Consider the following 20,862-nt stretch of genomic DNA (forward strand, 5'->3'; position numbering starts at 1 on the left):
GTGACAATTTTTTTGCTTAAAAAGCCCTCTATCATAGGATTTTATAACCTATTTCTTATAAAAGTTTTGACAATACGTGTTAAAACAAGGAGGAGAAAAAATGGAGAATACAATTTATTCAATGCTGCCGCCATTGCTCGCGATCCTGATGGTAGTCCTGACAAGGAGGGTACTCTTGTCCCTTGGGACCGGCATATTCGCAGCCGCACTGCTGCTGGCTGAGTTCAATATCGGAAAAACGGTAGCGATCCTGGGAGATGCAGTGAAAGCAATTTTCATAGCAGACGGAGAGCTCAACACTTCTAGCCTGTATATTATCCTGTTCTTGTTGCTTTTAGGCATGATTACAGCATTCATATCGATTTCAGGAGGAAGCAGGGCGTTCGGCGACTGGGCAATGAAAAGAGTGAAGACGCGGACAGGAGCCCAGCTTGTTGGGGCGATCCTGGGCATGATCATTTTCATCGATGATTATTTCAATGCCCTTGCAGTAGGGCAAATCACACGTCCGATCACGGATCGCCAGCGTGTATCACGCGCGAAGCTTGCTTATGTAATCGATTCGACTTCAGCGCCTGTGTGTGTCATTTCCCCTATTTCCAGCTGGGGCGCTTATATCATTGCGCTGATTGGCACGATCCTTGCCGCGCATGGTGTGAAGGAATACACGGCTTTTTCAGCCTTCCTGCAAATGGCGCCAATGAATTTTTATGCGATTGCCGCATTGGCTATGGTGTTCATCATCGCTCTTCGCAATATCGAAATCGGTCCGATGAAGATGCATGAAGAACGTGCAATCAACGAAGGGATTGTCGTGGCAAGCGACAAACCAGTGCCTGGAGAATTGAAAGATGACCTGCCGACTAGCAACAGAGGGACTGTCGGCGACTTGTTATGGCCGATTGCTGTCCTTGTCATAGCGACTGTCGGTGCGATGCTTTGGACCGGGTACACCGCGGTTGAAGGAAAAGCGACCATCTTTAAAGTGTTTGAAAATACAGATGTGACAAAATCTCTTGTGATAGGCGGGGGATTGGGACTTGCTGTTTCTTTGATCATGTTCGCAAGGCAATCTCTTGTCCTCAAGGGTGTCAGCCGCAATGCTTTTGGCAAAGGGATCCTGGAAGGAATCAAGGCGATGCTGCCGGCGATTTACATCCTGCTATTTGCCTGGGTGATCGTTGATTTGATCGGCAGGCTCGAAACCGGCAAATATCTTGCCGGCCTTGTGGAAAGCTCGAATATGAGTATTTCCTTCCTTCCATTCCTGTTGTTTATTGTAGCAGGAATCATGGCTTTCTCTACCGGTACTTCATGGGGTTCGTTCGGAATCCTGCTGCCGATCGCGGGAGATATAGCTGCAGCTGCCGACATCAGCATCCTGCTTCCAGCCCTGGCTGCAGTATTGGCCGGCGCGGTTTTCGGCGACCATTGTTCACCGATTTCTGATACAACCATCCTTTCTTCGACTGGAGCGGGTGCCCACCATATGGACCACGTCATGACCCAATTGCCATATGCGTTGATTTCTGCTGCGATTGCAGCTGTAGGCTTCCTGATGATCGGATTCACTGGCAGCACTCTTATTGCATTGGCTGCAGTCGTCATCCTGCTCATTGCCTTTGCTTTCATCTTTGGAAGCAAGCCTCAGGAACAAGAAGTTTTCAAAGAAAATCTTGCAGAATAGTAATCAGGCTGCCTGGAACCCAGGCAGCTTTTTATCTTTATGCCGGTTTTTTGGTAAAAATTAAGCGATATTTTTCGACAGAAATCGATTTTGTGAAAAAATTTGTTATTTTCAAAATAATATTTTGACAACAAAATAAAAACTAGCTATACTAAGGCTATAAAAAGTCTGAAAATATAAAACTTTCTAATTGCTCATTTTTTCCTAGAGAGTTAGAAAGAGAGGGGGATTCATAATGGAAAACCGTCCACAATGGGGTACAAGGGCTGGCTTCATCCTTGCAGCAATTGGGTCTGCGGTCGGATTGGGAAATATTTGGCGCTTCCCTGGGGTTGCCTATGAGAATGGAGGTGGAGCATTCTTCCTGCCGTACTTATTCGCGTTATTGACAGCGGGTATCCCGATTTTGATCCTGGAATTCACAATCGGCCATAAATACCGTGGCTCAGCACCTTTGAGTTTAGCAAGGATGAGAAAAGGAGCTGAGTGGATCGGCTGGTGGCAGCTGGCAGTTTCCTTTGTCATATCCACTTACTACGCTGTCATCATTGCCTGGGCAATATCTTATGCTTATTTTTCTTTTGGAAAGCAATGGGGCAAGGACCCGTTGAATTTCCTTGTCGGCGATTATCTGAAAGTCGTTGATCCAGGTACTGTCGGCAGCATCGTTCCAGGGGTATTCCTTCCGCTGGTTCTTGTATGGTTCATTACCTTGGGCATTTTGTTCAAAGGAGTCAAGAAGGGAATCGAAGTAGCGAACAAAATCTTTATTCCTGCACTTGTTATTTTATTCCTGATCATCGTTGTTCGCGCTTTAACCCTTGAAGGTGCAATTGATGGCGTCAACGCCTTTTTCAAGCCAGACTGGAGCCAGATCTTGAACGGAAAAGTTTGGGTTGCTGCATATGGGCAAATCTTCTTCAGTTTGTCGATTGCCTTTGCAATCATGATCACTTATTCAAGCTATCTGCCTAAGAAATCAGATATCACGAATAATGCTTTCATTACTGGCTTTGCAAACTCTTCTTTCGAATTGCTTGCCGGTATCGGTGTCTTCGCCGCACTTGGCTTCATGGCTTCCCAGCAGGGTGTGCCAGTGAGCGAGGTTGTCAGCAAGGGAGTCATCCTTGCGTTCGCGATTTTCCCGCAAATTATTAATGAGCTTCCATTCCTAAGCGGATTGTTCGGGGTCTTATTCTTCACGAGTTTGACGCTGGCGGGTCTTTCATCGCTGATTTCGATAGTTGAAACCTATGTGGCCGGTGTCCAGGAGAAGTTCAAGATTTCCCGAACAAAGGCAGTAGCAATTGGAGGCGGCTTGTCCGCGTTGATTTCCATCCTGTTCGCTACTCAGGGAGGGCTGAACTTCCTTGACACCACTGATGCGTTCATCAACAATTATGGGGTGGCGCTAGCAGGCTTGGTTGAAGTCATTTTCGTTGTCTGGGTGGCAAAAGAATTGAACAGCCTGCGTGATCATGCAGATGGCATCTCCGACATCCGCCTTGGCAGCTGGTGGAACATTTCACTGAAATTCATCACTCCAGTTGTTCTTGGAATCATGATGGTCATGAACATCATGACCGACTTGAAAACAAGCTATGGCGGTTATCCGGTCATGTTCAACGTTTATTATGGCTGGCTGGTTGCCATCGGCGCGATTGCAGTCGGGTTCATTTTTGCCAACATCAAGAAATGGGATCATTCTCTGTATAAAGTTCCTCACGAGAAGGGGGTTTCTAAATAATGGATACAAGCGCAGTAGTGATGATGATATTAGGGATCGCAATTATTTGGGGGGGACTTGGAGCAAGCATCCTCCATGCTGTCAAGAAATCCCGTTCCTCATAAAGCGAAAGGGCCGGCCTGTTGAGGGCTGGCCCTTTCTTCATTCTGCTAACTTCCTTTCTTAAGCCTTGTCCGTTCCTGCCTTGCCCACATTTTCAAATGAGGGTAAGGGTCGAAGGACCACTCGGTATAGCCGTTGTCCTTGTACATGCCGTAATGCAAATGAGGAGGGAATTTCCCAGAAGTTCCCGGAGGTCCGTAGCCAGAGCTTCCAACACCGCCAATGACTGTTCCTGGTTCAACAATCTGTCCGACCTTTAAATCCTTCGCAAAGCCGCTCAGATGGGCATAATAATGATACGTATTATTGATATCGCGGATGCCGACACGCCAGCCTCCGTACTTGTTCCAGCCTTTCATCTCCACGATTCCGTACCCGGTAGCACGGACGGGGACGCCGTAGCCAGCGAAAATGTCCGTCCCTTCGTGAATGCGCCTGCCACCCCAGCCGCGGGCATCACCCCAAGTATTACGGTAGCTGTGATTGCTCCTTAGAGGGAGAGGGAACGAATGGGTTTCCAGGTCGAGCCTTCCAAAATGCTTATAGATCATCGCTTTGTCAATGATGATCCCGACTGTTTTATCCCTTTTATAATAATTCCAGAGTCCGATCTTCAAGTTTTCATGGTCTGTACCGTAGCCGAGGAGATATTGCGCGAAAGCGTGAAGGACATCCTCGTCGTCACTTAGTTTTGCCTTGCCATCTCCATTTCCGTCAAACCCGATGCCATTGAAAAATTCAATTGAAACAGGATGGTCATCATCAGGATTCGGATTCAGCAAACCTGCCCATTCCTCGGGCTTGAAATAGATCCCTGATATTCCCTCTGCTTTAGGCAAATCCTTTCTTGCCTGGCGGACATTCCGCTCGTATTGATCAACCGCGGCTATATAATACCATGGTATATGGGTAATCGCTTCCACCCGCTGATACAGCTCCATTCTTTTCCGGTAGACATCTTCGCCATGTTCCGCTGCTGATGCCGTTTCAAACCATGGACTAATGGATGAAAAAAGAATGACGAATGCTATTAGGATTCTCACCATAATCCCCCCTTCATGTTTTTTCTGCAAGTACACCGTTTTTTCCTTATGTCTCCCAGGCATGCATAGGAAGGGAGCTAGCCGTACAAAAAGTATCTCAATCTGGGGTGTTCCTCTTTTTGTGGTGTTTTTTTTCTTCCTTTAGTTTGTGAGAAAGGTTTGTTTTCATAAATATCAATTATTGGTAATCGGAAAAGTGTGTCACTTGTCGAGCGATTTTCGTTGTGTTAAAGTGACAACAGAAGCTCTATATCGACCCTGATCTTTTCATGGTGTTCTTGATGTATTGCAACAGGAATGGAGTGAAATCATGAGCAGCAAAAAAGAGTTCCAACGCAAGCCTGAGTGGCTGAAAATAAAGCTGAATACGAACGAAAACTATACAGGCCTGAAAAAAATGATGAGGGAGAAAAGCCTCCATACGGTCTGTGAAGAAGCAAAATGTCCCAACATCCATGAGTGTTGGGCTGTCAGAAGAACTGCGACCTTCATGATCCTGGGTGATGTTTGTACTCGTGCCTGCCGTTTCTGCGCAGTCAAGACAGGACTTCCAACCGAGCTTGACTGGCAGGAGCCGGAACGCGTAGCAGACTCTGTGACAATGATGAACCTGAAGCATGTCGTCGTCACAGCTGTAGCCCGCGATGACTTGAAGGATGGCGGCGCAGCTGTTTTTGCCGAAACAGTCAGGGCGATTCGCAGGAAGAATCCATTCACTTCGATTGAGGTGCTTCCTTCTGACATGGGTGGAGCCCTTGAAAACCTGAAGACGTTGATGGATTCCCGCCCGGATATCCTGAACCATAACATCGAAACAGTCAAACGCTTGACACCACGAATCAGGGCGCGTGCTACATATGAACGGTCACTTGAATTCCTGCGCAGGGCAAAAGAAATGCAGCCGGATATCCCGACAAAATCAAGCATCATGATTGGCCTCGGGGAAACAAAGGAAGAAATCATCGAAGCAATGGATGACCTGCGTGCGAACAACGTGGATATCCTGACGCTTGGCCAGTATTTGCAGCCTTCCAAGAAGCATCTGGAAGTCATAAAATATTACCATCCCGATGAGTTCTCCGAGCTGAAGGAAATCGCTTTGCAAAAGGGCTTCAGCCATTGTGAAGCAGGACCGCTTGTCCGTTCGTCCTACCATGCCGACGAGCAGGTCAATGCAGCCGCAAAGCACAAGCAGCAGATTGCCGGACAGGAAGCACAGCAGGCATAGAAGAAAGGCAAAGAGTTCAGCGTTGACGTGCTGAACTCTTTTTATTTTATTTCTTCTTCATTTGGCGTGAAATGTCGTCTTTGTCCACTTCATGGTTCATTTCGCCCTTTGCTTCGCCGTTCGCGTTTTCGCCGGTGCTCATGTCCCTGCCTTGAGGGGATTTCAGCATTTGTTTGACGACTCCGTCAATCATTGTATCGATGTCACGGCTGTCCGTGTCAAGGGAAGCAAAGTTCTCGACATCCTTGCGGAGGTTCGTGTTATCCGATACATAGACGTGGTACCAGCGCGGAACAACGGACATGCCCGTTTTCTTGATCTGGTCTGCTGTTTCAAAACGATTTTTTGAATCCGTTTTATAAACAATCAAGACCTCTTCATCCGTAACAAGCGTGGAAACATCATCGACATTCGGGGTCATCGTGCAGAACCTGCCAATCATGTCTGCCATCTGCTCCCGGTCGATTGCCTGATAGGCATCTGTATTGTCCTCACCCATGATGCCTGTTTTTTGGTGGCGGACATATCCAAAGTCCTCACTTTTGTCTTCCATATCCTTACGGCCTTCCTCGTTGTATAAATCAAGCCGCTGGTCATTGACATTCAGTGTATTGCCGCTCTGGCGATAGATGCCTGCCTTGCTGCCGTCTTCATCACGAAAAGCATCGTTGCTGGCGCAGCCTGTCAGCGCAGCGGCACCGCAAATACCTAAAGCAATGATTGATTTTTTCATTTTTAACACCCCCTAATTGTTAGGGTGGCATTCAAATTAATTTTTTTGCTTAGTAATTGATGGGGAATAAGTTATAATTTAAATAAATCAACATTGCAAACAGATGAAATCAGCAGTGAAAAAGAGGTGGACCGATGATTTGCATCAATAATCTTTGCTATGAAATTGTCGATGAGCAGCGGAACGGATTCAATGAAGAAGCCTTTCGGGCCCGTTACAGTGAAATTCTGACGAAGTATGATTATATCGTAGGCGACTGGGGGTACGGACAGCTCAGACTGAGAGGCTTCTTCGATGACCAGAACCAGAAATCGACATTTGATACGAAAATCAGTACATTGAGCGAATATCTATATGAATATTGCAACTTTGGCTGTGCTTATTTTGTTGCGAAGAAGGTTGCAAAATAAACAAAAAGAGGACCCGGCTGGGTCCTCTTGCTTATTCACTATATGGCTGCTGTTCGCTTTCGTCCGGGTCGTCGTGAGTAGGATGGGCTCCGGCCTCCTGGCGCGGTGCCCCTTGATGCATCGACTTGAACTCATAGTTGAAATTGCTGTATGAACGTTGCCCTTCACGCCAGGGAGTACTCTTTCCTTCAACCGGTTCATCATGGCGGAAGGGCGATCCATAAGGGCCATCTGGCAAATCTTCAGCGGTTACATAATTCCTTTGTTTTTCTACATTGGAAAAATCAAAGTATTCACGTTCTTCGTCGCTCAATGGCTACCACTCCTTTGCTTGTTTCCCCTAGTATGCCTTTTTGGCGGGGAAACCATCCAGGAGGAGGCGCCTAGACAATCTGGCGAAGGAAAGAGCGCAATTCCTCAGCATCTTCCTCGGAAAGGTTATATGCATACTCAAGGTATCCTTCTTCATCAAGGTCGTCCTGGCCGAGTATAGCGAAACGGCTGCCCTGGATATCCAGGACGATGCTTTTCCCATAATAGCGATCAGTTTTCATGATTGCCAGGTCAAAACGCTGGTTTTCGCCCATAAAGCTTACGAAACGGGTTTTTGTATCTTCTGTCTCATCATAAAGAAAAAAGCGGTCTGTCATCGTGTATCCTCCCAATTGGTTACTGGCAAATAATAGTTCTGTATCCATGAATCTATAATGATTCAGTCTCTAATACGAAAAAAAAGTGCCTGCTGTTTGTTAAAAGGTCCATCCCTTTTCCAAATTGTTTCCTGCAGCCTCTGCCAGGAAACAGTCTACAGCATCACAAGATGCGGTTTATGTTCAAGGTGATGGTGCGCTGTTATGTAGCGGACCGTTCTTGTCTTGGAACGCATGACAATCGAATGTGTTTCCACCAGGTCGCCTCCAAGGAACCTGACTCCATCAAGCAATTCACCGCTTGAAACCCCGGTGGCAGCAAAAATCGCGTCATCACCGGAAACGAGTTCATCCAGTGTCAACAACTGGCGAGGGTCCTTCAATCCCATTGAAATGCAGCGGTTTTCTTCCTCCTCTGTGAAGGGAACGAGGCGAGCCTGCATATCGCCGCCAAGAGCCTTGATCGCGGCAGCGGAAATGACACCCTCTGGGGCACCGCCAATCCCAACGAAAAGATCAACCCCGGTGTGGGAAAGTGCGGTCGCAATTGATGCACCGACATCTCCATCGCCAAACAATTTTACCCGTGCGCCTTTTTGCCTTACGCGTTCAATCATTTCTTCATGGCGTTCCCGTTCCTGGATGATGACAGTCAGATCCTGTATCCTTTTGTTGTTTGCTTCAGCCACGATTTCGATCGTTTTTTCAATCGGGTCATCAAGGCTGACTTTTCCGGCAGCATTCTTGCCGACTGCGATTTTTTGCATATACATATCAGGTGCGTGGAGGAGAGTCCCTTTATCCGCTACTGCAATGACGGCCATTGCGTTGTTATGGCCTTTGGCGACGATATTTGTGCCTTCGAGCGGGTCAACGGCAATATCTACCTTAGGTCCCATTCCCGTACCGAGTTTTTCGCCTATGTACAGCATTGGGGCTTCGTCTAGCTCGCCCTCGCCGATGACGACGATTCCATCCATATTGACGGAATCGAACATTTTTCTCATCGCAGTAGTGGCAGCATCATCCGCTTCGTTCTTTTTCCCTCGTCCCATCCACTGGGCTGAAGCCAATGCCGCAGCTTCGGTGACTCTGACAATTTCTAGCGCAAGTTCGCGTTCCAAGTGACTCTCCTCCATTTTCGACTGCATTCTCATCCACCATCTTACCAGAAAAACGATTGCTTCTGAACATTTCTGAAAAAAGGAAAAAATTTCAGGTCAATAGCTTGGGGAAATTATCTAGTCCGTCTGGATATGATACAATATAGAAAAGTTCCAGGCATCTTCTGAGAGGATGGACATACCAGGTTCGTGTCCGTGACTTGAAAAAGATGATGAAATCCCGCAAATCATCCAGCAGGGGCAGAACACGATTGAGATGACCGAAAGGGATTCGATTGAGGGAATTGTGAATTTTATTTATAATATAAAGGTATGAAGAGGCATGGGCTTTAAGATTGCTGTTGATGATACAGGTTCTGGCTACGCAAGACTGAATACGGTCAGTGAGATCATACCTGATGTCATCAAAATGCACCGTTCTGTCGTCCAGAATATCGACAAGAATTCAGTGAAGGAATCGATGGTGAAGGGCTTGCTGCTTGTCGCGAGGGAAGCGGGATCTGTTCGTCGTTACCGAGGGAATCGAAAGCGAGGAGGGGGCTTCCGTGCTTTCAAGGATTAATGTCGACCTGGCCCATGGCTATTTTTATGCCCGCCCGGGTTTCTTGCAAGCCGTATAGTATCTGTGTGAGGTGTGTGGAATGTATTTTGTAGACCGTGAACAAATTGAAGCGACGCTGGGGTTCCTTGAAAGGCAAATCGATTTTTTCGAAAAACAGGAACGGTGGGAAACGACGATGGAGCTGGCAGCACTTGAGCGCGTGGCCCATACGATGATCGAAGCAGTCCTGGATGTCGGCAATTCGATGATTGATGGATTCATCATGCGTGATCCCGGTAGCTATGAGGATATCATCGATATCTTGACAGATGAAAAAGTCGTCACCGCAGAAATGGGCGTAAGCCTGAAAAAACTCATCGAATCAAGGAAGATGGTTGTTCAGCAATATACCGCAGTGGAGCACGGGAAGCTGAAGGAAACCTTCGAAGCAGAACTTCCGCTGCTGAAACAATTTCCGCCAAAGGTCTGCGAGTATCTGGACAATGAACTGGGTCCCGTTTCAGCATTCAAGAAATAACGCAGCAGAAGAGACCGTTGGAACGGTCTCTTTTATCGTGAAGAACCATTTTTTTGCGACAGGAGCAGAGCATTTGTAAAATGAGTTTCGAAGAACATATTCCGAGGAGTGAGCACCATGAAGAAATATAAAGGATATTTGATCGATCTGGATGGGACGATGTACAAAGGGTCCGAACGCATTGATGCAGCGGCGGATTTCGTCAAAAGGCTGATCGATGCCGGAATCCCTTATCTGTTTGTGACAAATAATTCCGCGCGGACACCGGCCCAGGTGGCGGACAAGCTGAGAAGGTTTGGTATTCCTGCATCGGAAGAACAGGTATTCACTACTAGCCAGGCTACTGCTAACTATATATATGAGCGAAAACCGGATGCCGGTGTATATGTCATTGGAGAAGAAGGGATCCGAACAGCCATTGAGGAGAAAGGCCTGGAATTTGCCGGTGAAGATGCGGATTTCGTTGTCTCCGGCATTGACCGGGAGATTACGTACGAAAAGCTGGCAGTAGGCTGCCTCGCGGTAAGGAACGGAGCCACTTTCATTTCCACGAATGGCGATATTGCCATCCCCACCGAGCGGGGCTTGCTGCCGGGGAATGGTTCCTTGACTTCCGTCATTGCTGTTTCCACGCAGACCGAGCCGATTTTCATCGGCAAGCCGGAGTCCATCATCATGGAACAGGCTCTCAAGGTTCTAGGGACGGACAAAGCTGACACCTTGATGGTCGGCGATTATTACGATACGGATATTCTTGCAGGAATGAGGGCTGGAATCGATACATTGCTTGTGCACACTGGCGTGACCACGAAGGAACTGCTTAAGGGATATAAGGAAATGCCAACGTACACAGTCGATTCGCTTGATGAATGGGAAGTATAGAATGGGAAAGGGACCAAGGCCAGCACGGCTTCGGTCCCCTTTCTATTTCCTCAGGCTAATTCTATGAAGATTTTGATGCCGCAACGAATATAGCCAGCAATGGCAGCTGGGTGAGTCTGCTTCGGTCCTCCTGGGCTCCCGAGCAACAGGATGATTCCAGAGGATAACTTCAATAAGTCTCCCCTTTTATATCATTCTGTGTTTGCCGCTCTGTGGGCAAGTCGGCTGGATGCAGCGGCAGCGATCGCGCCGACAAGATCGTCAAGGAAAGTGTGCACCTTTCCGGAAGACTTATCATTCAATTTTTCCAGAATGCCTGGTTTAAGCTTGTCGATGTATCCGTAATTTGTAAAACCGATGGAACCGTATATATTCACAATGGAAAAAGCGAGGATTTCATCCACACCATACAGGCTTTCATCTGTTTCGATGATCGACTGCAGCGGTTCTCCCAGTTTATTTTCTTCAGCAAGGATATCCAGCTGGATTCCTGTCAGGATCGCGTTCTGGACCTCACGTTTTGATAGGACCCGTTCCACGTTTTCGATACAATCCTCCATTTGCAGGTCCGGGTGGTATTTCTCTTGAAGGAAAAAGACAAGCTCAGCAATGTCCTTCACTTCAACACCGCGTTCGCGGAGCCATTTCCGGGCTGTCTCCTCTGTCATTTGGATTGCACGTTTGTTCTCTAACATCTGCATCACCTTTCTAGTTTTGATTGCAGCTCTGCTTACATATCCTATTTATCCTACATTATTCTTTCTAATCCGTTTGGTGCAAGTTATTGGCTCCTTAAAAATCATCTCCAGAACGTATTCGCTTATTCATCCTATTGTTCACACAAGTTTTTTAACAGCAAACATATATTTGTTAACAGGCGGACCTGAAATGAGGTGACAAAATTGTACCAGAAAATGTTGAAGGAAGCATATGGGATTTCTGCGGATTCAGAAGTTAGTCTAGGTAGATACCATGGTTATAAGCAAAACGAAGGACTATATATCATTATGGCGGCAAACGGAAGGAAAGAGCAAGAAATAAGTGAATTATCAAGGATGATCGACCATATGCACCAGCATGGAGACCGGCATGTATCCCGGCTGCTGCCTGACAAACAAGGAAGGCAAATCTGCGACTGGCAGGACAGCCAATATTGTGTGCTCTTGAACCGGGCAGCTCCAGTACCAAAAGAAATGAAAACCGGCAGGAAGCTGGCCAAGTTCCATATGCGCGGAAGGCGGATTCCGTTCAAGGTGGAAAGCCTGAACCGGGTTGGAGAGTGGAAGCGGCTTTGGGAAAAAAGGCTGGACCAGATGGAGCAAGTGTGGAGCGGGAAGCTGTATATCCCGCCGGAGAATGAGTTTGAGCGCATGTTCATTGAGTCTTTCCCCTATTATATGGGAATTGCCGAGAATGCGATTCAATACCTTGCCGATGCCGAGATTGATGAAAAGCCGCTGCAGATGGACAGTGGCACAGTCTGCCATGAGCGATTCACAAATGCAGTCTGGCGAGGAAAGTATTTTATCAAAAATCCATTTGATTGGGTATTTGACCATGGGAGCAGGGATCTCGCCGAGTGGGTGAGGGAACGCTACTTCTCCAATATCCAAACGAGTCATCCGGATATCAGGAAGTTTTTATCGGAGTACCAGAGTGTATCAGTTCTGTCCCCTTTTTCCTGGAGGCTGTTGTATGCCAGGCTGCTGATCCCTCTTCACTATTTTGAGTGCATTGAGAATTATTACATCACGCATTCCGAACAAATGAAGCATCAGCTGGAGGACCAATTGCGGAAGTATTTGAGCCAGAGCAGCGATCATGAAAGGTTCCTCGGCAGCTTTTATCAGCTTTGCGATGCACCGGTGAAAGCTGCGAAACTCCCGGCAGTGGATTGGTTATTACGGTAGTCGCAATTCTTTGCTGGTATGGACGCATGATATGTTAGAATAATATTATTGTTCATACATATTGCTGACATGGAGGATTATGACATGAAACCGTATATTTACATTACACGGAAGCTGCCCGAAGACACGATTGCCGAGATATCGCAGCAATTTGAAGTCAACCTGTGGGAGCATTCCGATATCCCGGTCCCGAGGGATATTTTACTGAATGAAGCAAAAAAGGCGGATGCCTTGATCACAATGCTTTCGGATAAGATAGATGAAGAGGTACTGGCTGCAGGGAAGGCACTGAAGGTAGTTGCCAATCTGGCGGTAGGTTTTGATAATGTTGATCTTGAGGCAGCGACAAGGAATGGCATCATCGTTACCAATACTCCTGATGTGCTGACGGAGACTACTGCCGATCTAACGTTTGCGCTGTTGATGACCACTGCCAGAAGGATTGTGGAAGCGGCTGAATATGTAAAATCGGGGAAGTGGGAAGGCTGGAGTCCTTATTTGCTTGCCGGCCATGATATCTATGGAAAGACGATTGGCATATTTGGAATGGGGAAAATCGGTGAAGCTGTTGCCCGCCGTGCGGCAGGCTTTGGAATGGAGATCCTTTATCATAATCGTTCACGGAAAATCGCCGCGGAACAAGAAATAGGCGCAGTATACTGTTCCTTTGAGGAACTTGTGGAAAAAGCCGATTTTGTTGTCAGCCTGGCTCCGCTTACTTCGGAAACGAGACATACATTCACTGCAGAGATATTCTCAAGGATGAAAAAAAGCGCGATTTTCATCAATGCAGGCCGCGGCCCGGTAGTTGACGAGAGGGCACTCTATGAGGCACTCAAAAATCACGAGATTTCCGGAGCGGGACTCGACGTCTTTGAAAAAGAACCGATTTCATCTGGCCACCAGCTGCTCCAGCTGCCGAATGTGACCGCATTGCCGCATATCGGAAGCGCAAGCACAGACACAAGGACAGCGATGATCAGGCTCTGTTGTGCGAATGTCAAAGCAGTGCTGACCGGAGACCATCCGAAGACGATTGTGAACAAAGAATTGCTCCATAAATAATGAGGAAAGGGCTTTCCAGGCGGGGAAGCCCTTTTTCTTATAATTTTTTTACGCTTACAGCAGCATAGGAGGAAGCGTTTACATAAAAGAAACCAGGTAAAAACCCCTTGTAAAACAAACCTTCTGAAATTATAATGTCTACTATATATAAACAATTGTTCTTTTATAGAGGACAGAAGGAGAGGGGAAGGACGAATGGAAGCAATCTCAATTGGACTTTTAGGATTAGGTACAGTCGGCTCGGGGGTAGTGAAAATCATTGAAAACCACCAGGATAAATTGATGCATCAGGTCGGCTGCCCGATCAAGGTTAAAAAAGTACTGGTACAGGATCCGGTGAAAGAAAGGACAGTTAAGATTGACTCTTCTCTTCTTACGGTAAACCCGGAAGACATTCTTGATGATCCAGATATCGATGTAGTCATTGAAGTGATGGGCGGTGTGGAGGATACACGGAAACTTTTGCTGGAGACGCTCAAAAGGAAGAAACATGTTGTGACAGCCAATAAGGATTTAATGGCGGTACATGGATCAGAACTTTTGACTGTTGCTACTGAAAATGGCTGTGATCTATTTTACGAAGCAAGCGTTGCCGGCGGAATCCCGATTTTACGAAGCCTTGTTGACGGCCTTGCTTCAGACCGCATTACAAAAATGATGGGGATTGTAAACGGGACGACCAATTACATCTTGACTAAAATGAGCCAGGAGGGCCTCACCTATGAAACGGTCCTTAAGGAAGCACAAAGGCTTGGCTATGCTGAGTCCAATCCTGCATCAGATGTCGAAGGGCTTGATGCAGCCAGAAAGATGGTGATTCTAGGAACGCTTGGTTTCTCGATGAAGATCGATCTTGATGATGTGAAAGTGAAGGGTATCACAGAGGTGACAGAAGAGGATCTTCAATATGCAAAGCAGCTTGGCTACACGATGAAACTCTTGGGAATCGCCCAGCGTGAAGGTGAAAAAGTCGAGATCAGCGTCCAGCCGACCCTTCTTCCAGCTTCTCATCCGCTGGCGTCTGTCCATAATGAATACAATGCCGTCTATGTCTATGGTGAAGCGGTGGGGGAGACAATGTTTTATGGGCCTGGAGCAGGCAGCCTCCCTACAGCGACAGCAGTTGTTTCGGATTTAGTCGGGGTAGTCAAGAATATGAGACTGGGTGTAAATGGAAGTTCGTTTGTCTCGCCTCAATATGAAAAACAATTAAAAAAGCCAAGTGAAGTCCATTCAAAGTATTTTTTAAGATTCCATGTTGAGGATGAAATAGGCGTATTTGCCAAAATCACTGCGTTATTTTCAAATAATAATGTCAGCTTTGAAAAGATCCTGCAGGTGCCCCTGAAGGATAAAGCTTCGGAAATTGTCATCATCACCCATCATGCTTCGCTTGAAAATTATGAGAATATCCTGGTGAATCTCCGCGATCTTGCTGGTGTGAAGGAAATCAAAAGCTCCTACAGGGTCGAAGGGGGTGCTGGGGTATGAGCTGGCGCGGATTATTGAGTGAATACCGGGAATTTTTGCCCGTATCGGATAAAACCCCATTATTGACACTCCATGAAGGGAATACCCCTTTGATCAAGCTTAGCCGGCTTTCAGAGGAATGGGGGCTTGACCTTTTTGTGAAAGTGGAGGGAGCCAATCCAACGGGTTCCTTCAAGGACCGGGGGATGGTCATGGCTGTTGCGAAAGCGAAGGAAGAAGGCAGCGATACGGTCATTTGCGCATCCACAGGGAATACATCTGCCTCGGCGGCCGCTTACGCAGCCAGGGCGGGACTTCGCTGCATCATCGTCATCCCTGAAGGGAAGATTGCCATGGGGAAGCTGGCGCAAGCGGTGATGTATGGCGCAAGTATTGTATCAATTGAAGGCAATTTCGATGAAGCGCTTAGAATTGTCCGGGCGATCAGCGAAACAGAACCGGTCACGCTCGTGAACTCGGTGAATCCATACCGGCTCGAAGGACAAAAGACAGCAGCCTTTGAAATATGCGATGAATTGGGCGGCGCACCGGATATCCTTGCCATTCCTGTTGGAAACGCCGGCAACATCAGCGCCTATTGGAAGGGTTTCAAAGAGTATGACGCTGCAAAAGCTACTGGTTTGCCAAGGATGTACGGATTTGAGGCCGAGGGAGCTGCGGCCATCGTCCAGGGCAAGCCGATTGCCCAGCCGGAAACCATTGCAACGGCCATCAGGATTGGCAACCCGGCAAGCTGGGATCTGGCGGTGAACGCACAGGATGAATCAAACGGGAAAATCGACGAGGTTTCTGACGATGAAATTTTAGAGGCATACAGGATGCTGGCATCGTCAGAGGGAATTTTCGCCGAACCTGCCTCTTGCGCTTCGCTTGCAGGCATCCACAAACTTTTGAAGCAAGGCAAAATCCCGCGTGGAGCGAAGGTTGTGGCAGTCCTTACCGGCAACGGCCTGAAGGATCCGGCAACCGCTATTGACGCCAGCGAAATAGCGCCCGTACTCCTGCCGAATGATGAGCGTGTCGTGAGTGAGCATATCAAGGGAGTGGTCCGCCAATGAACCAGGTGGAAGATCACATGGACTGGCCGTCTGTATCGCAAAATACTGAATCAGTGATGGTCAAAGTACCAGCGAGTTCTGCGAACCTTGGCCCCGGATTCGATTCCTACGGGGTCGCGCTAAGTCTGTATTTGACCGTTACAGCAGAAAGGAACGCGAACTGGGAAGTCATTCATCAGTCTGAAGATCTGATGAAGTTTCCGCGGGACGAAAGCAATTTCATTTGCCAGACTGCCATCCATACAGCAAAGATGTACAAGCAGGAGATGCCGCCGTTGAAAGTATTGGTCCATAGTGATATCCCGCTTGCAAGAGGTCTTGGATCCAGCGCGGCAGCAATTGTCGCCGGAATTGAACTGGCTGACCGTTTTTGCAGCCTTGGGCTCAGCCAGGTGGAGAAGTTGCGGATCGCGGCAAAGCTTGAGGGCCATCCGGATAATGTCGGGGCATCTCTGTATGGAGGTGTCGTTGTAGGAAGCCAAATTGGGGAAGATGTGAATCTCACAGTTCTTCAGAATATCGAATTCGATCCGGTCCTGGTCATCCCGGGTGAAGAGCTGTTGACCGAGTCTTCACGTGAAGTGCTTCCAAAGACTGTTGCCTTTTCTTATGCAGTCCAGGCCAGTGCGATTGCCAACCAGCTGCTTGCTGCTTTCATGGTGAAGGATTGGAAGCTGGCAGGGAAAATGATGGATGCGGACATGTTCCATCAGCCATTCAGGAAGGGACTCGTACCCGGCTTTGAGTCAATCAGGGAAAAAGCCTTGGAGGGCGGCGCATTCGGAGCAGCCATTAGCGGAGCCGGTCCATCTGTCCTTTGCCTCGCGGAACCGGGGAAAGGCAAGCAACTGGCTGAAACGCTGAAGGCCAGCCTTGAAGGAATGGAAGTACGCAGGCTGGAAATTGAACGGAATGGATGCCAGTCATAAAAAAAGCGGTTTTGCCATTAGGAGGCAAAACCGCTTTGTCATTTATAGTGAATCAGAATACTTGCTCAACCTCAACTACACCAGGTACTTCTTCCAAAAGGGCACGCTCGATTCCGGCCTTGAGGGTGATCGTCGAACTTGGACAGCTTCCGCAAGCGCCAAGCAGGCGGAGTTTAACAACACCGTCTTCAACATCTACTAATTCGCAGTCTCCTCCATCACGAAGAAGGAATGGGCGCAATTTATCTAGTACTTCCTGAACTTGCTCAAACATTTGTTGTTCAGTCATGCAAATCGACTCCTTTCATAATACTTATTATAATCACATCTGCCGGAAAAATCTATCCAATAAACCTAAAAACCAATAAACTACAGGATTTTCTTTCTTCCAGCTTTCTCTGGTATTATAATGTTAAAAGAGAAAAATCAGGAGGTAATTGATAATGGACAGGAAAGAAGTCGAAATTGTTGTCTACGGGGCAGACGTCCTTTGCCCAAGCTGTGTGAACCTTCCTTCATCAAAAGAAACTTATGAATGGCTTGAAGCAGCCATCGGCAGGAAATACACAGGCCAGCCTTTTAAGATCACCTACGTCGACATAAACAACCCTCCTGAAGATGATTCCAAGAAGGAATTTGCAGAACGCGTCATCGAAGAAGATCTGTTTTACCCCGTTGTCCTGCTCGAAGGCAAAATCGTCGGCGAAGGCAATCCAAAACTGAAGACGATCTACGCAGAAATGGAAAAGTACGGATACGTACCTGGAACTGAAAATGAATGATGGTGCGAGCATCCCTTTTCGGGAGGCCTTTTATACTTTGGCTGTTTTCTTAAAAAGTGAAGCAGAGATGAAGAAAAGGCCAGGAATCGCCAGTATTTTATGGTTGATGATCCAGGATGGATGGTCCGCAAGGAGGAAATTAGCGAGGAAGCTTAAAAACTTGACGATAGAAAGGGTGATTTAGCGGAAAAGAGAATTTATTTAGTGCGAAAAGTATGATCATTTAGCCAACAGGCACATTTATTTAGCGGATAGGCACGATAATTTAGCGAATTGGAAAATATTGTGTTTTTTTCCAATTAAAAAAACCGGACGCTTTTTCTAAGCGTCCGGTCCAATAAAGGCTCATCCATTGTGGTATTTGTACATCCATAGAATTCCGGATTTCAGCAATCGAGCGACGCGTCCGGTGATTGGGCGATCTGCCACAAGGCCGAATCCATGTTTCTTCCCAAGTGATCCAAGTATGCCTTTCAGCTTGATCGGCGGGAAGGACTCTGGCGGCTCTTCACCTTTCCAGCGCTTTTGCAGAACCTCTACGATCTGTTCAGCCTGGCCTTCCGCAAGCTGTGCGCTTGGTGCATGGGGAAGACTGGCACAGTCGCCGACCACATACACATTTTCATTGCCGGGAATATTGTGCTGGGGGGTCAGTACGACCCTTCCCATGCCATCCTTCTCTACATCCATTGCGCGGACAAGCCTGTTCGCCTGGATTCCTGCCGTCCACACAATCGCATCACAGACAATAGGTTCATCATGATTGTAAAGAACATTCTGTTCAACTTCTGTAATATTCGCATTGTTGATAATTTCGACATTATGATTGTCAAACCAATTCTCTACATAGGTGCTCAGCCTTTCGGAAAAAGCGGAAAGGATATGATTGCCACGGTCGAATAATTTGATATTCAAGTCTTTGCGGCTTTCGCTCAGTTCACTGGCGAGCTCAACTCCACTTAGTCCGGCACCGACAATCGCGACAGACGACCCAGCAGGCAAATTGTTGAGTGCCTCATAGGTCGCTCGTGATTTTTCAATCGACTGGATGCTGTAGGTATATTTGTCTGCGCCAGGTACGTTATGGTATTTATCCTCGCAGCCAAGGCCAATGATCAAATCATCGAATTCAACAGCCTCCCCTTCATCGATTTCAACACGCTTTTTATCGATATTGATGGCCGTTACTTCGGCATATTTGATTTGAAGGCGAGGATGTTCCGGAAAAGACACCCTGATATGCTGATCGGAGATGGTGCCGGCTGCCAAAGCATAGTATTCAGTCTTCAGGCAATGGTAGGGGACCCGATCGATCAAGGTGATGGAGACATCTTCAGGAAGATCATTCGGAAGCAATTTGTTCAGAATGCGCATCCCGCCGTAGCCGCCGCCTAATAGTACGAGTTTTCTCATGTGAATTACTCCTTTTGAGCTGATAAAAAGTGATGGTATTTTGCGATATCAATATTGATCCTTGGGTATATCTAAATTGTCGAGCTTCAGGCAGCGCCTTTTTCAGGAAAAAGCAAAAAAATAGCTTTCTCCTCCGGATCGCTTTGGGGCAACATCCACTGTCTCCACTTGAGTTGGATGCAGCCTCAGCTGCTTTCCCATTATTTATGGCGTGCCTTCTGTTGTTCACTATACCCTTCAAGGTTCGCATAAAGTTATTTCAAAATATTTTTCTCGGTTTCATTCAAACCCATACAAAGTATAACGAAATTGTGACAAAATAACAACAATTTTAATCTTTTCTCGAGTCTTTGAAATTGACGTACCCCCGGAAAAACGTTACGATAAAAAATTAGTAGAGAGGTGAAGCGAATGATAAAGCCGATCATAGAATTTTGCATCAGCAATCTGGCAAGCGGCTCCCAGAAAGCTAGGGAAGAGCTTGAGCGCGATCCGGACCTGGATGTCATTGAATATGGATGCCTGGGTTATTGCGGCAAATGCGCCCAATCCTTGTTTGCCCTCGTGAACGGGGATCCAGTGACTGGGGATACGCCAGAAGAGCTGGTTGAAAACATCTATCAATATTTGGATGAAAATCCAATGTTTTAATCATATATAAGGCTGGCAAGGGAATCCCTTTGCCAGCCTGTTTTTAATTGTCCTGCTGCTGATATGCTCTCATTTCCTGCCAGCGATCTTTTGCCATTTGGGTGATGTTCGGTTCAAACGACTGCTTTTGCCGTTCAATCACCTTTGAGAAAAAACGGACAGCATCCTGGCTATTCCCGGTCCTTCTGGAAAGTTCGCCTATCAAATACATGAGCCTGTCTTCTGAAACCTGTGTCCCTTTATAATCTCCCGTACTATAGGATTCGATATACTCATGGAGTGCAAGTTTCAGGAATCTCGATTCCTGCTCCATGTTTTTTTGGGAACGGTACAGCCATGCAGTCCTGATATAGAGGCCCGCTGTGACAATGTGCTTTTCTTTTTTCAGGACTGAGCAGTAAGATCCCAGCTTATACGTTTTGACGGCATCTTCTATAGAGCGTTCGCCGCTGAATTCATGGGGGATCCATTGGCTAGACACTTTCTTGTCTAGATCTTCTTTTGTCCCTGGCGGAAAATAGCTGCTGAACTCATCTGTAAAAGAAAATCCGCATTTAGGGCATACATGGACGAAATACACATTCGGGTTTTCAGAGGTCGATGCATATGATGGAGCGAAATCGGTATCAAAACTGATAATCTTCACGAAGCGTGAACGGACTTTTTTCGAGGAAAACGTATGGCCGCACAAATGGCATGTATAATCCTTATCGTATAATGGCTCTAATTGTGCCATCATTATCACCTGCTCTATTAGTATTCATTAATGCTATAAGAATAGTATACCAGCAGAGGCGTGAAGTTGGACGAACCTTTTGCCCAAAAGATTTTTCAGCCCGATTGGTTGAGCAATGGAAAATGACTGTATATACTATAGA

At 47.0% G+C, this 20,862-nt stretch carries 25 protein-coding genes; 16 read left to right on the forward strand and 9 right to left on the reverse strand.

Features of this window, described 5'->3' with window-relative positions:
• Positions 1–100: 100 nt before the first annotated feature.
• The 3 genes from JJQ88_RS09675 to JJQ88_RS09685 all read left to right on the forward strand — a co-directional run bounded on the left by JJQ88_RS09675 (position 101) and on the right by JJQ88_RS09685 (position 3,538).
• A complete protein-coding gene (locus tag JJQ88_RS09675) occupies positions 101–1,687 on the forward strand; it encodes a Na+/H+ antiporter NhaC family protein (protein ID WP_210365685.1) in 1,587 nt (528 codons plus the stop codon).
• Positions 1,688–1,922: 235 nt separating this feature from the next.
• A complete protein-coding gene (locus JJQ88_RS09680) occupies positions 1,923–3,434 on the forward strand; it encodes a sodium-dependent transporter (RefSeq protein ID WP_210365686.1) in 1,512 nt (503 codons plus the stop codon).
• On the forward strand, positions 3,434–3,538 hold the full coding sequence (locus JJQ88_RS09685; RefSeq protein WP_210365687.1) for a methionine/alanine import family NSS transporter small subunit: 105 nt from the start codon (positions 3,434–3,436) through the stop codon (positions 3,536–3,538). Before JJQ88_RS09680 ends, JJQ88_RS09685 begins: the two co-directional genes overlap by 1 nt.
• A gap of 45 nt (positions 3,539–3,583) precedes the next feature.
• On the opposite strand, the gene JJQ88_RS09690 is transcribed toward JJQ88_RS09685, so the two are convergent.
• Positions 3,584–4,582 carry a M23 family metallopeptidase gene (locus tag JJQ88_RS09690; RefSeq protein WP_210365688.1) on the reverse strand — a complete coding sequence of 333 codons (999 nt, stop codon included), beginning with the start codon at positions 4,580–4,582 and terminating at the stop codon, positions 3,584–3,586.
• A gap of 307 nt (positions 4,583–4,889) precedes the next feature.
• Between JJQ88_RS09690 and lipA the strand changes: the two genes are divergently transcribed.
• On the forward strand, positions 4,890–5,807 hold the full coding sequence (gene lipA / locus JJQ88_RS09695) for a lipoyl synthase (RefSeq protein ID WP_210365689.1): 918 nt from the start codon (positions 4,890–4,892) through the stop codon (positions 5,805–5,807).
• A 46-nt stretch (positions 5,808–5,853) separates the two neighbouring features.
• On the opposite strand, the gene JJQ88_RS09700 is transcribed toward lipA, so the two are convergent.
• Positions 5,854–6,540, reverse strand: a complete 687-nt coding sequence (locus tag JJQ88_RS09700; protein ID WP_210365690.1) for a YhcN/YlaJ family sporulation lipoprotein — start codon at positions 6,538–6,540, stop codon at positions 5,854–5,856.
• Positions 6,541–6,674: 134 nt separating this feature from the next.
• Between JJQ88_RS09700 and JJQ88_RS09705 the strand changes: the two genes are divergently transcribed.
• Positions 6,675–6,950 (forward strand): YutD family protein, encoded by a 276-nt coding sequence (locus tag JJQ88_RS09705; RefSeq protein WP_210365691.1) that lies wholly within the window; start codon positions 6,675–6,677, stop codon positions 6,948–6,950.
• A 31-nt stretch (positions 6,951–6,981) separates the two neighbouring features.
• Here the strand turns inward: JJQ88_RS09705 and JJQ88_RS09710 are convergent, their stop codons facing one another.
• The 3 genes from JJQ88_RS09710 to glpX form a co-directional block, all read right to left on the reverse strand.
• Positions 6,982–7,263, reverse strand: coding sequence for a cytosolic protein (locus JJQ88_RS09710; RefSeq protein WP_210365692.1), 282 nt, complete (start codon positions 7,261–7,263; stop codon positions 6,982–6,984).
• A 70-nt stretch (positions 7,264–7,333) separates the two neighbouring features.
• Complete coding sequence (locus tag JJQ88_RS09715; RefSeq protein WP_210365693.1) at positions 7,334–7,600, reverse strand: DUF3055 domain-containing protein; 267 nt, start codon at positions 7,598–7,600, stop codon at positions 7,334–7,336.
• Positions 7,601–7,755: 155 nt separating this feature from the next.
• Entirely contained in the window at positions 7,756–8,724 is a 969-nt protein-coding gene (glpX, locus tag JJQ88_RS09720) for a class II fructose-bisphosphatase (protein WP_210365694.1), read from the reverse strand.
• 322 nt (positions 8,725–9,046) lie between these two features.
• On the opposite strand from glpX, the gene JJQ88_RS09725 reads away from it, so the two are divergent.
• From JJQ88_RS09725 to JJQ88_RS09735, 3 genes are all read left to right on the forward strand, one after another.
• Positions 9,047–9,286: an EAL domain-containing protein gene (locus JJQ88_RS09725; protein WP_246861038.1), complete on the forward strand. Its 240-nt coding sequence runs from the start codon at positions 9,047–9,049 to the stop codon at positions 9,284–9,286.
• A gap of 79 nt (positions 9,287–9,365) precedes the next feature.
• Positions 9,366–9,803: a DUF86 domain-containing protein gene (locus tag JJQ88_RS09730; protein ID WP_210365695.1), complete on the forward strand. Its 438-nt coding sequence runs from the start codon at positions 9,366–9,368 to the stop codon at positions 9,801–9,803.
• Between the two features lie 117 nt (positions 9,804–9,920).
• The gene (locus JJQ88_RS09735; protein WP_210365696.1) at positions 9,921–10,685 is read left to right on the forward strand and encodes a TIGR01457 family HAD-type hydrolase; all 765 of its coding nucleotides are present in this window, start codon (positions 9,921–9,923) and stop codon (positions 10,683–10,685) included.
• A 191-nt stretch (positions 10,686–10,876) separates the two neighbouring features.
• Here JJQ88_RS09735 and JJQ88_RS09740 read toward each other — a convergent pair whose 3' ends face one another.
• Positions 10,877–11,353 (reverse strand): phosphatidylglycerophosphatase A family protein, encoded by a 477-nt coding sequence (locus tag JJQ88_RS09740; protein WP_481748293.1) that lies wholly within the window; start codon positions 11,351–11,353, stop codon positions 10,877–10,879.
• 225 nt (positions 11,354–11,578) lie between these two features.
• Between JJQ88_RS09740 and yutH the strand changes: the two genes are divergently transcribed.
• From yutH to thrB, 5 genes are all read left to right on the forward strand, one after another.
• On the forward strand, positions 11,579–12,595 hold the full coding sequence (yutH, locus tag JJQ88_RS09745; protein WP_349237119.1) for a spore coat putative kinase YutH: 1,017 nt from the start codon (positions 11,579–11,581) through the stop codon (positions 12,593–12,595).
• Positions 12,596–12,679: 84 nt separating this feature from the next.
• Positions 12,680–13,660, forward strand: a complete 981-nt coding sequence (locus tag JJQ88_RS09750) for a 2-hydroxyacid dehydrogenase (protein WP_210365699.1) — start codon at positions 12,680–12,682, stop codon at positions 13,658–13,660.
• A 195-nt stretch (positions 13,661–13,855) separates the two neighbouring features.
• Positions 13,856–15,151 (forward strand): homoserine dehydrogenase, encoded by a 1,296-nt coding sequence (locus tag JJQ88_RS09755; protein ID WP_210365700.1) that lies wholly within the window; start codon positions 13,856–13,858, stop codon positions 15,149–15,151.
• Entirely contained in the window at positions 15,148–16,209 is a 1,062-nt protein-coding gene (gene thrC, locus JJQ88_RS09760; protein ID WP_210365701.1) for a threonine synthase, read from the forward strand. The genes JJQ88_RS09755 and thrC overlap by 4 nt, the downstream gene beginning before the upstream one ends.
• The gene (thrB, locus tag JJQ88_RS09765; RefSeq protein WP_246861040.1) at positions 16,206–17,138 is read left to right on the forward strand and encodes a homoserine kinase; all 933 of its coding nucleotides are present in this window, start codon (positions 16,206–16,208) and stop codon (positions 17,136–17,138) included. The genes thrC and thrB overlap by 4 nt, the downstream gene beginning before the upstream one ends.
• Before the next feature lie 52 nt (positions 17,139–17,190).
• On the opposite strand, the gene JJQ88_RS09770 is transcribed toward thrB, so the two are convergent.
• Positions 17,191–17,427: a NifU family protein gene (locus JJQ88_RS09770; protein ID WP_210365702.1), complete on the reverse strand. Its 237-nt coding sequence runs from the start codon at positions 17,425–17,427 to the stop codon at positions 17,191–17,193.
• A gap of 154 nt (positions 17,428–17,581) precedes the next feature.
• On the opposite strand from JJQ88_RS09770, the gene JJQ88_RS09775 reads away from it, so the two are divergent.
• Together JJQ88_RS09775 and JJQ88_RS09780 are read left to right on the forward strand one after the other, a co-directional pair.
• On the forward strand, positions 17,582–17,920 hold the full coding sequence (locus tag JJQ88_RS09775; RefSeq protein WP_210365703.1) for a YuzD family protein: 339 nt from the start codon (positions 17,582–17,584) through the stop codon (positions 17,918–17,920).
• 37 nt (positions 17,921–17,957) lie between these two features.
• The gene (locus tag JJQ88_RS09780; protein WP_210365704.1) at positions 17,958–18,104 is read left to right on the forward strand and encodes a hypothetical protein; all 147 of its coding nucleotides are present in this window, start codon (positions 17,958–17,960) and stop codon (positions 18,102–18,104) included.
• Between the two features lie 161 nt (positions 18,105–18,265).
• Here the strand turns inward: JJQ88_RS09780 and JJQ88_RS09785 are convergent, their stop codons facing one another.
• Positions 18,266–19,333, reverse strand: a complete 1,068-nt coding sequence (locus JJQ88_RS09785) for an NAD(P)/FAD-dependent oxidoreductase (RefSeq protein ID WP_210365705.1) — start codon at positions 19,331–19,333, stop codon at positions 18,266–18,268.
• A 411-nt stretch (positions 19,334–19,744) separates the two neighbouring features.
• Between JJQ88_RS09785 and JJQ88_RS09790 the strand changes: the two genes are divergently transcribed.
• Positions 19,745–19,984 (forward strand): YuzB family protein, encoded by a 240-nt coding sequence (locus JJQ88_RS09790; protein WP_210365706.1) that lies wholly within the window; start codon positions 19,745–19,747, stop codon positions 19,982–19,984.
• 43 nt (positions 19,985–20,027) lie between these two features.
• Here the strand turns inward: JJQ88_RS09790 and JJQ88_RS09795 are convergent, their stop codons facing one another.
• Positions 20,028–20,720 carry a DUF2225 domain-containing protein gene (locus JJQ88_RS09795; protein ID WP_210365707.1) on the reverse strand — a complete coding sequence of 231 codons (693 nt, stop codon included), beginning with the start codon at positions 20,718–20,720 and terminating at the stop codon, positions 20,028–20,030.
• Positions 20,721–20,862: the final 142 nt, after the last annotated feature.

This window comes from Bacillus sp. REN3 (assembly GCF_017912555.1).
Taxonomy (GTDB): domain Bacteria; phylum Bacillota; class Bacilli; order Bacillales; family Cytobacillaceae; genus Mesobacillus.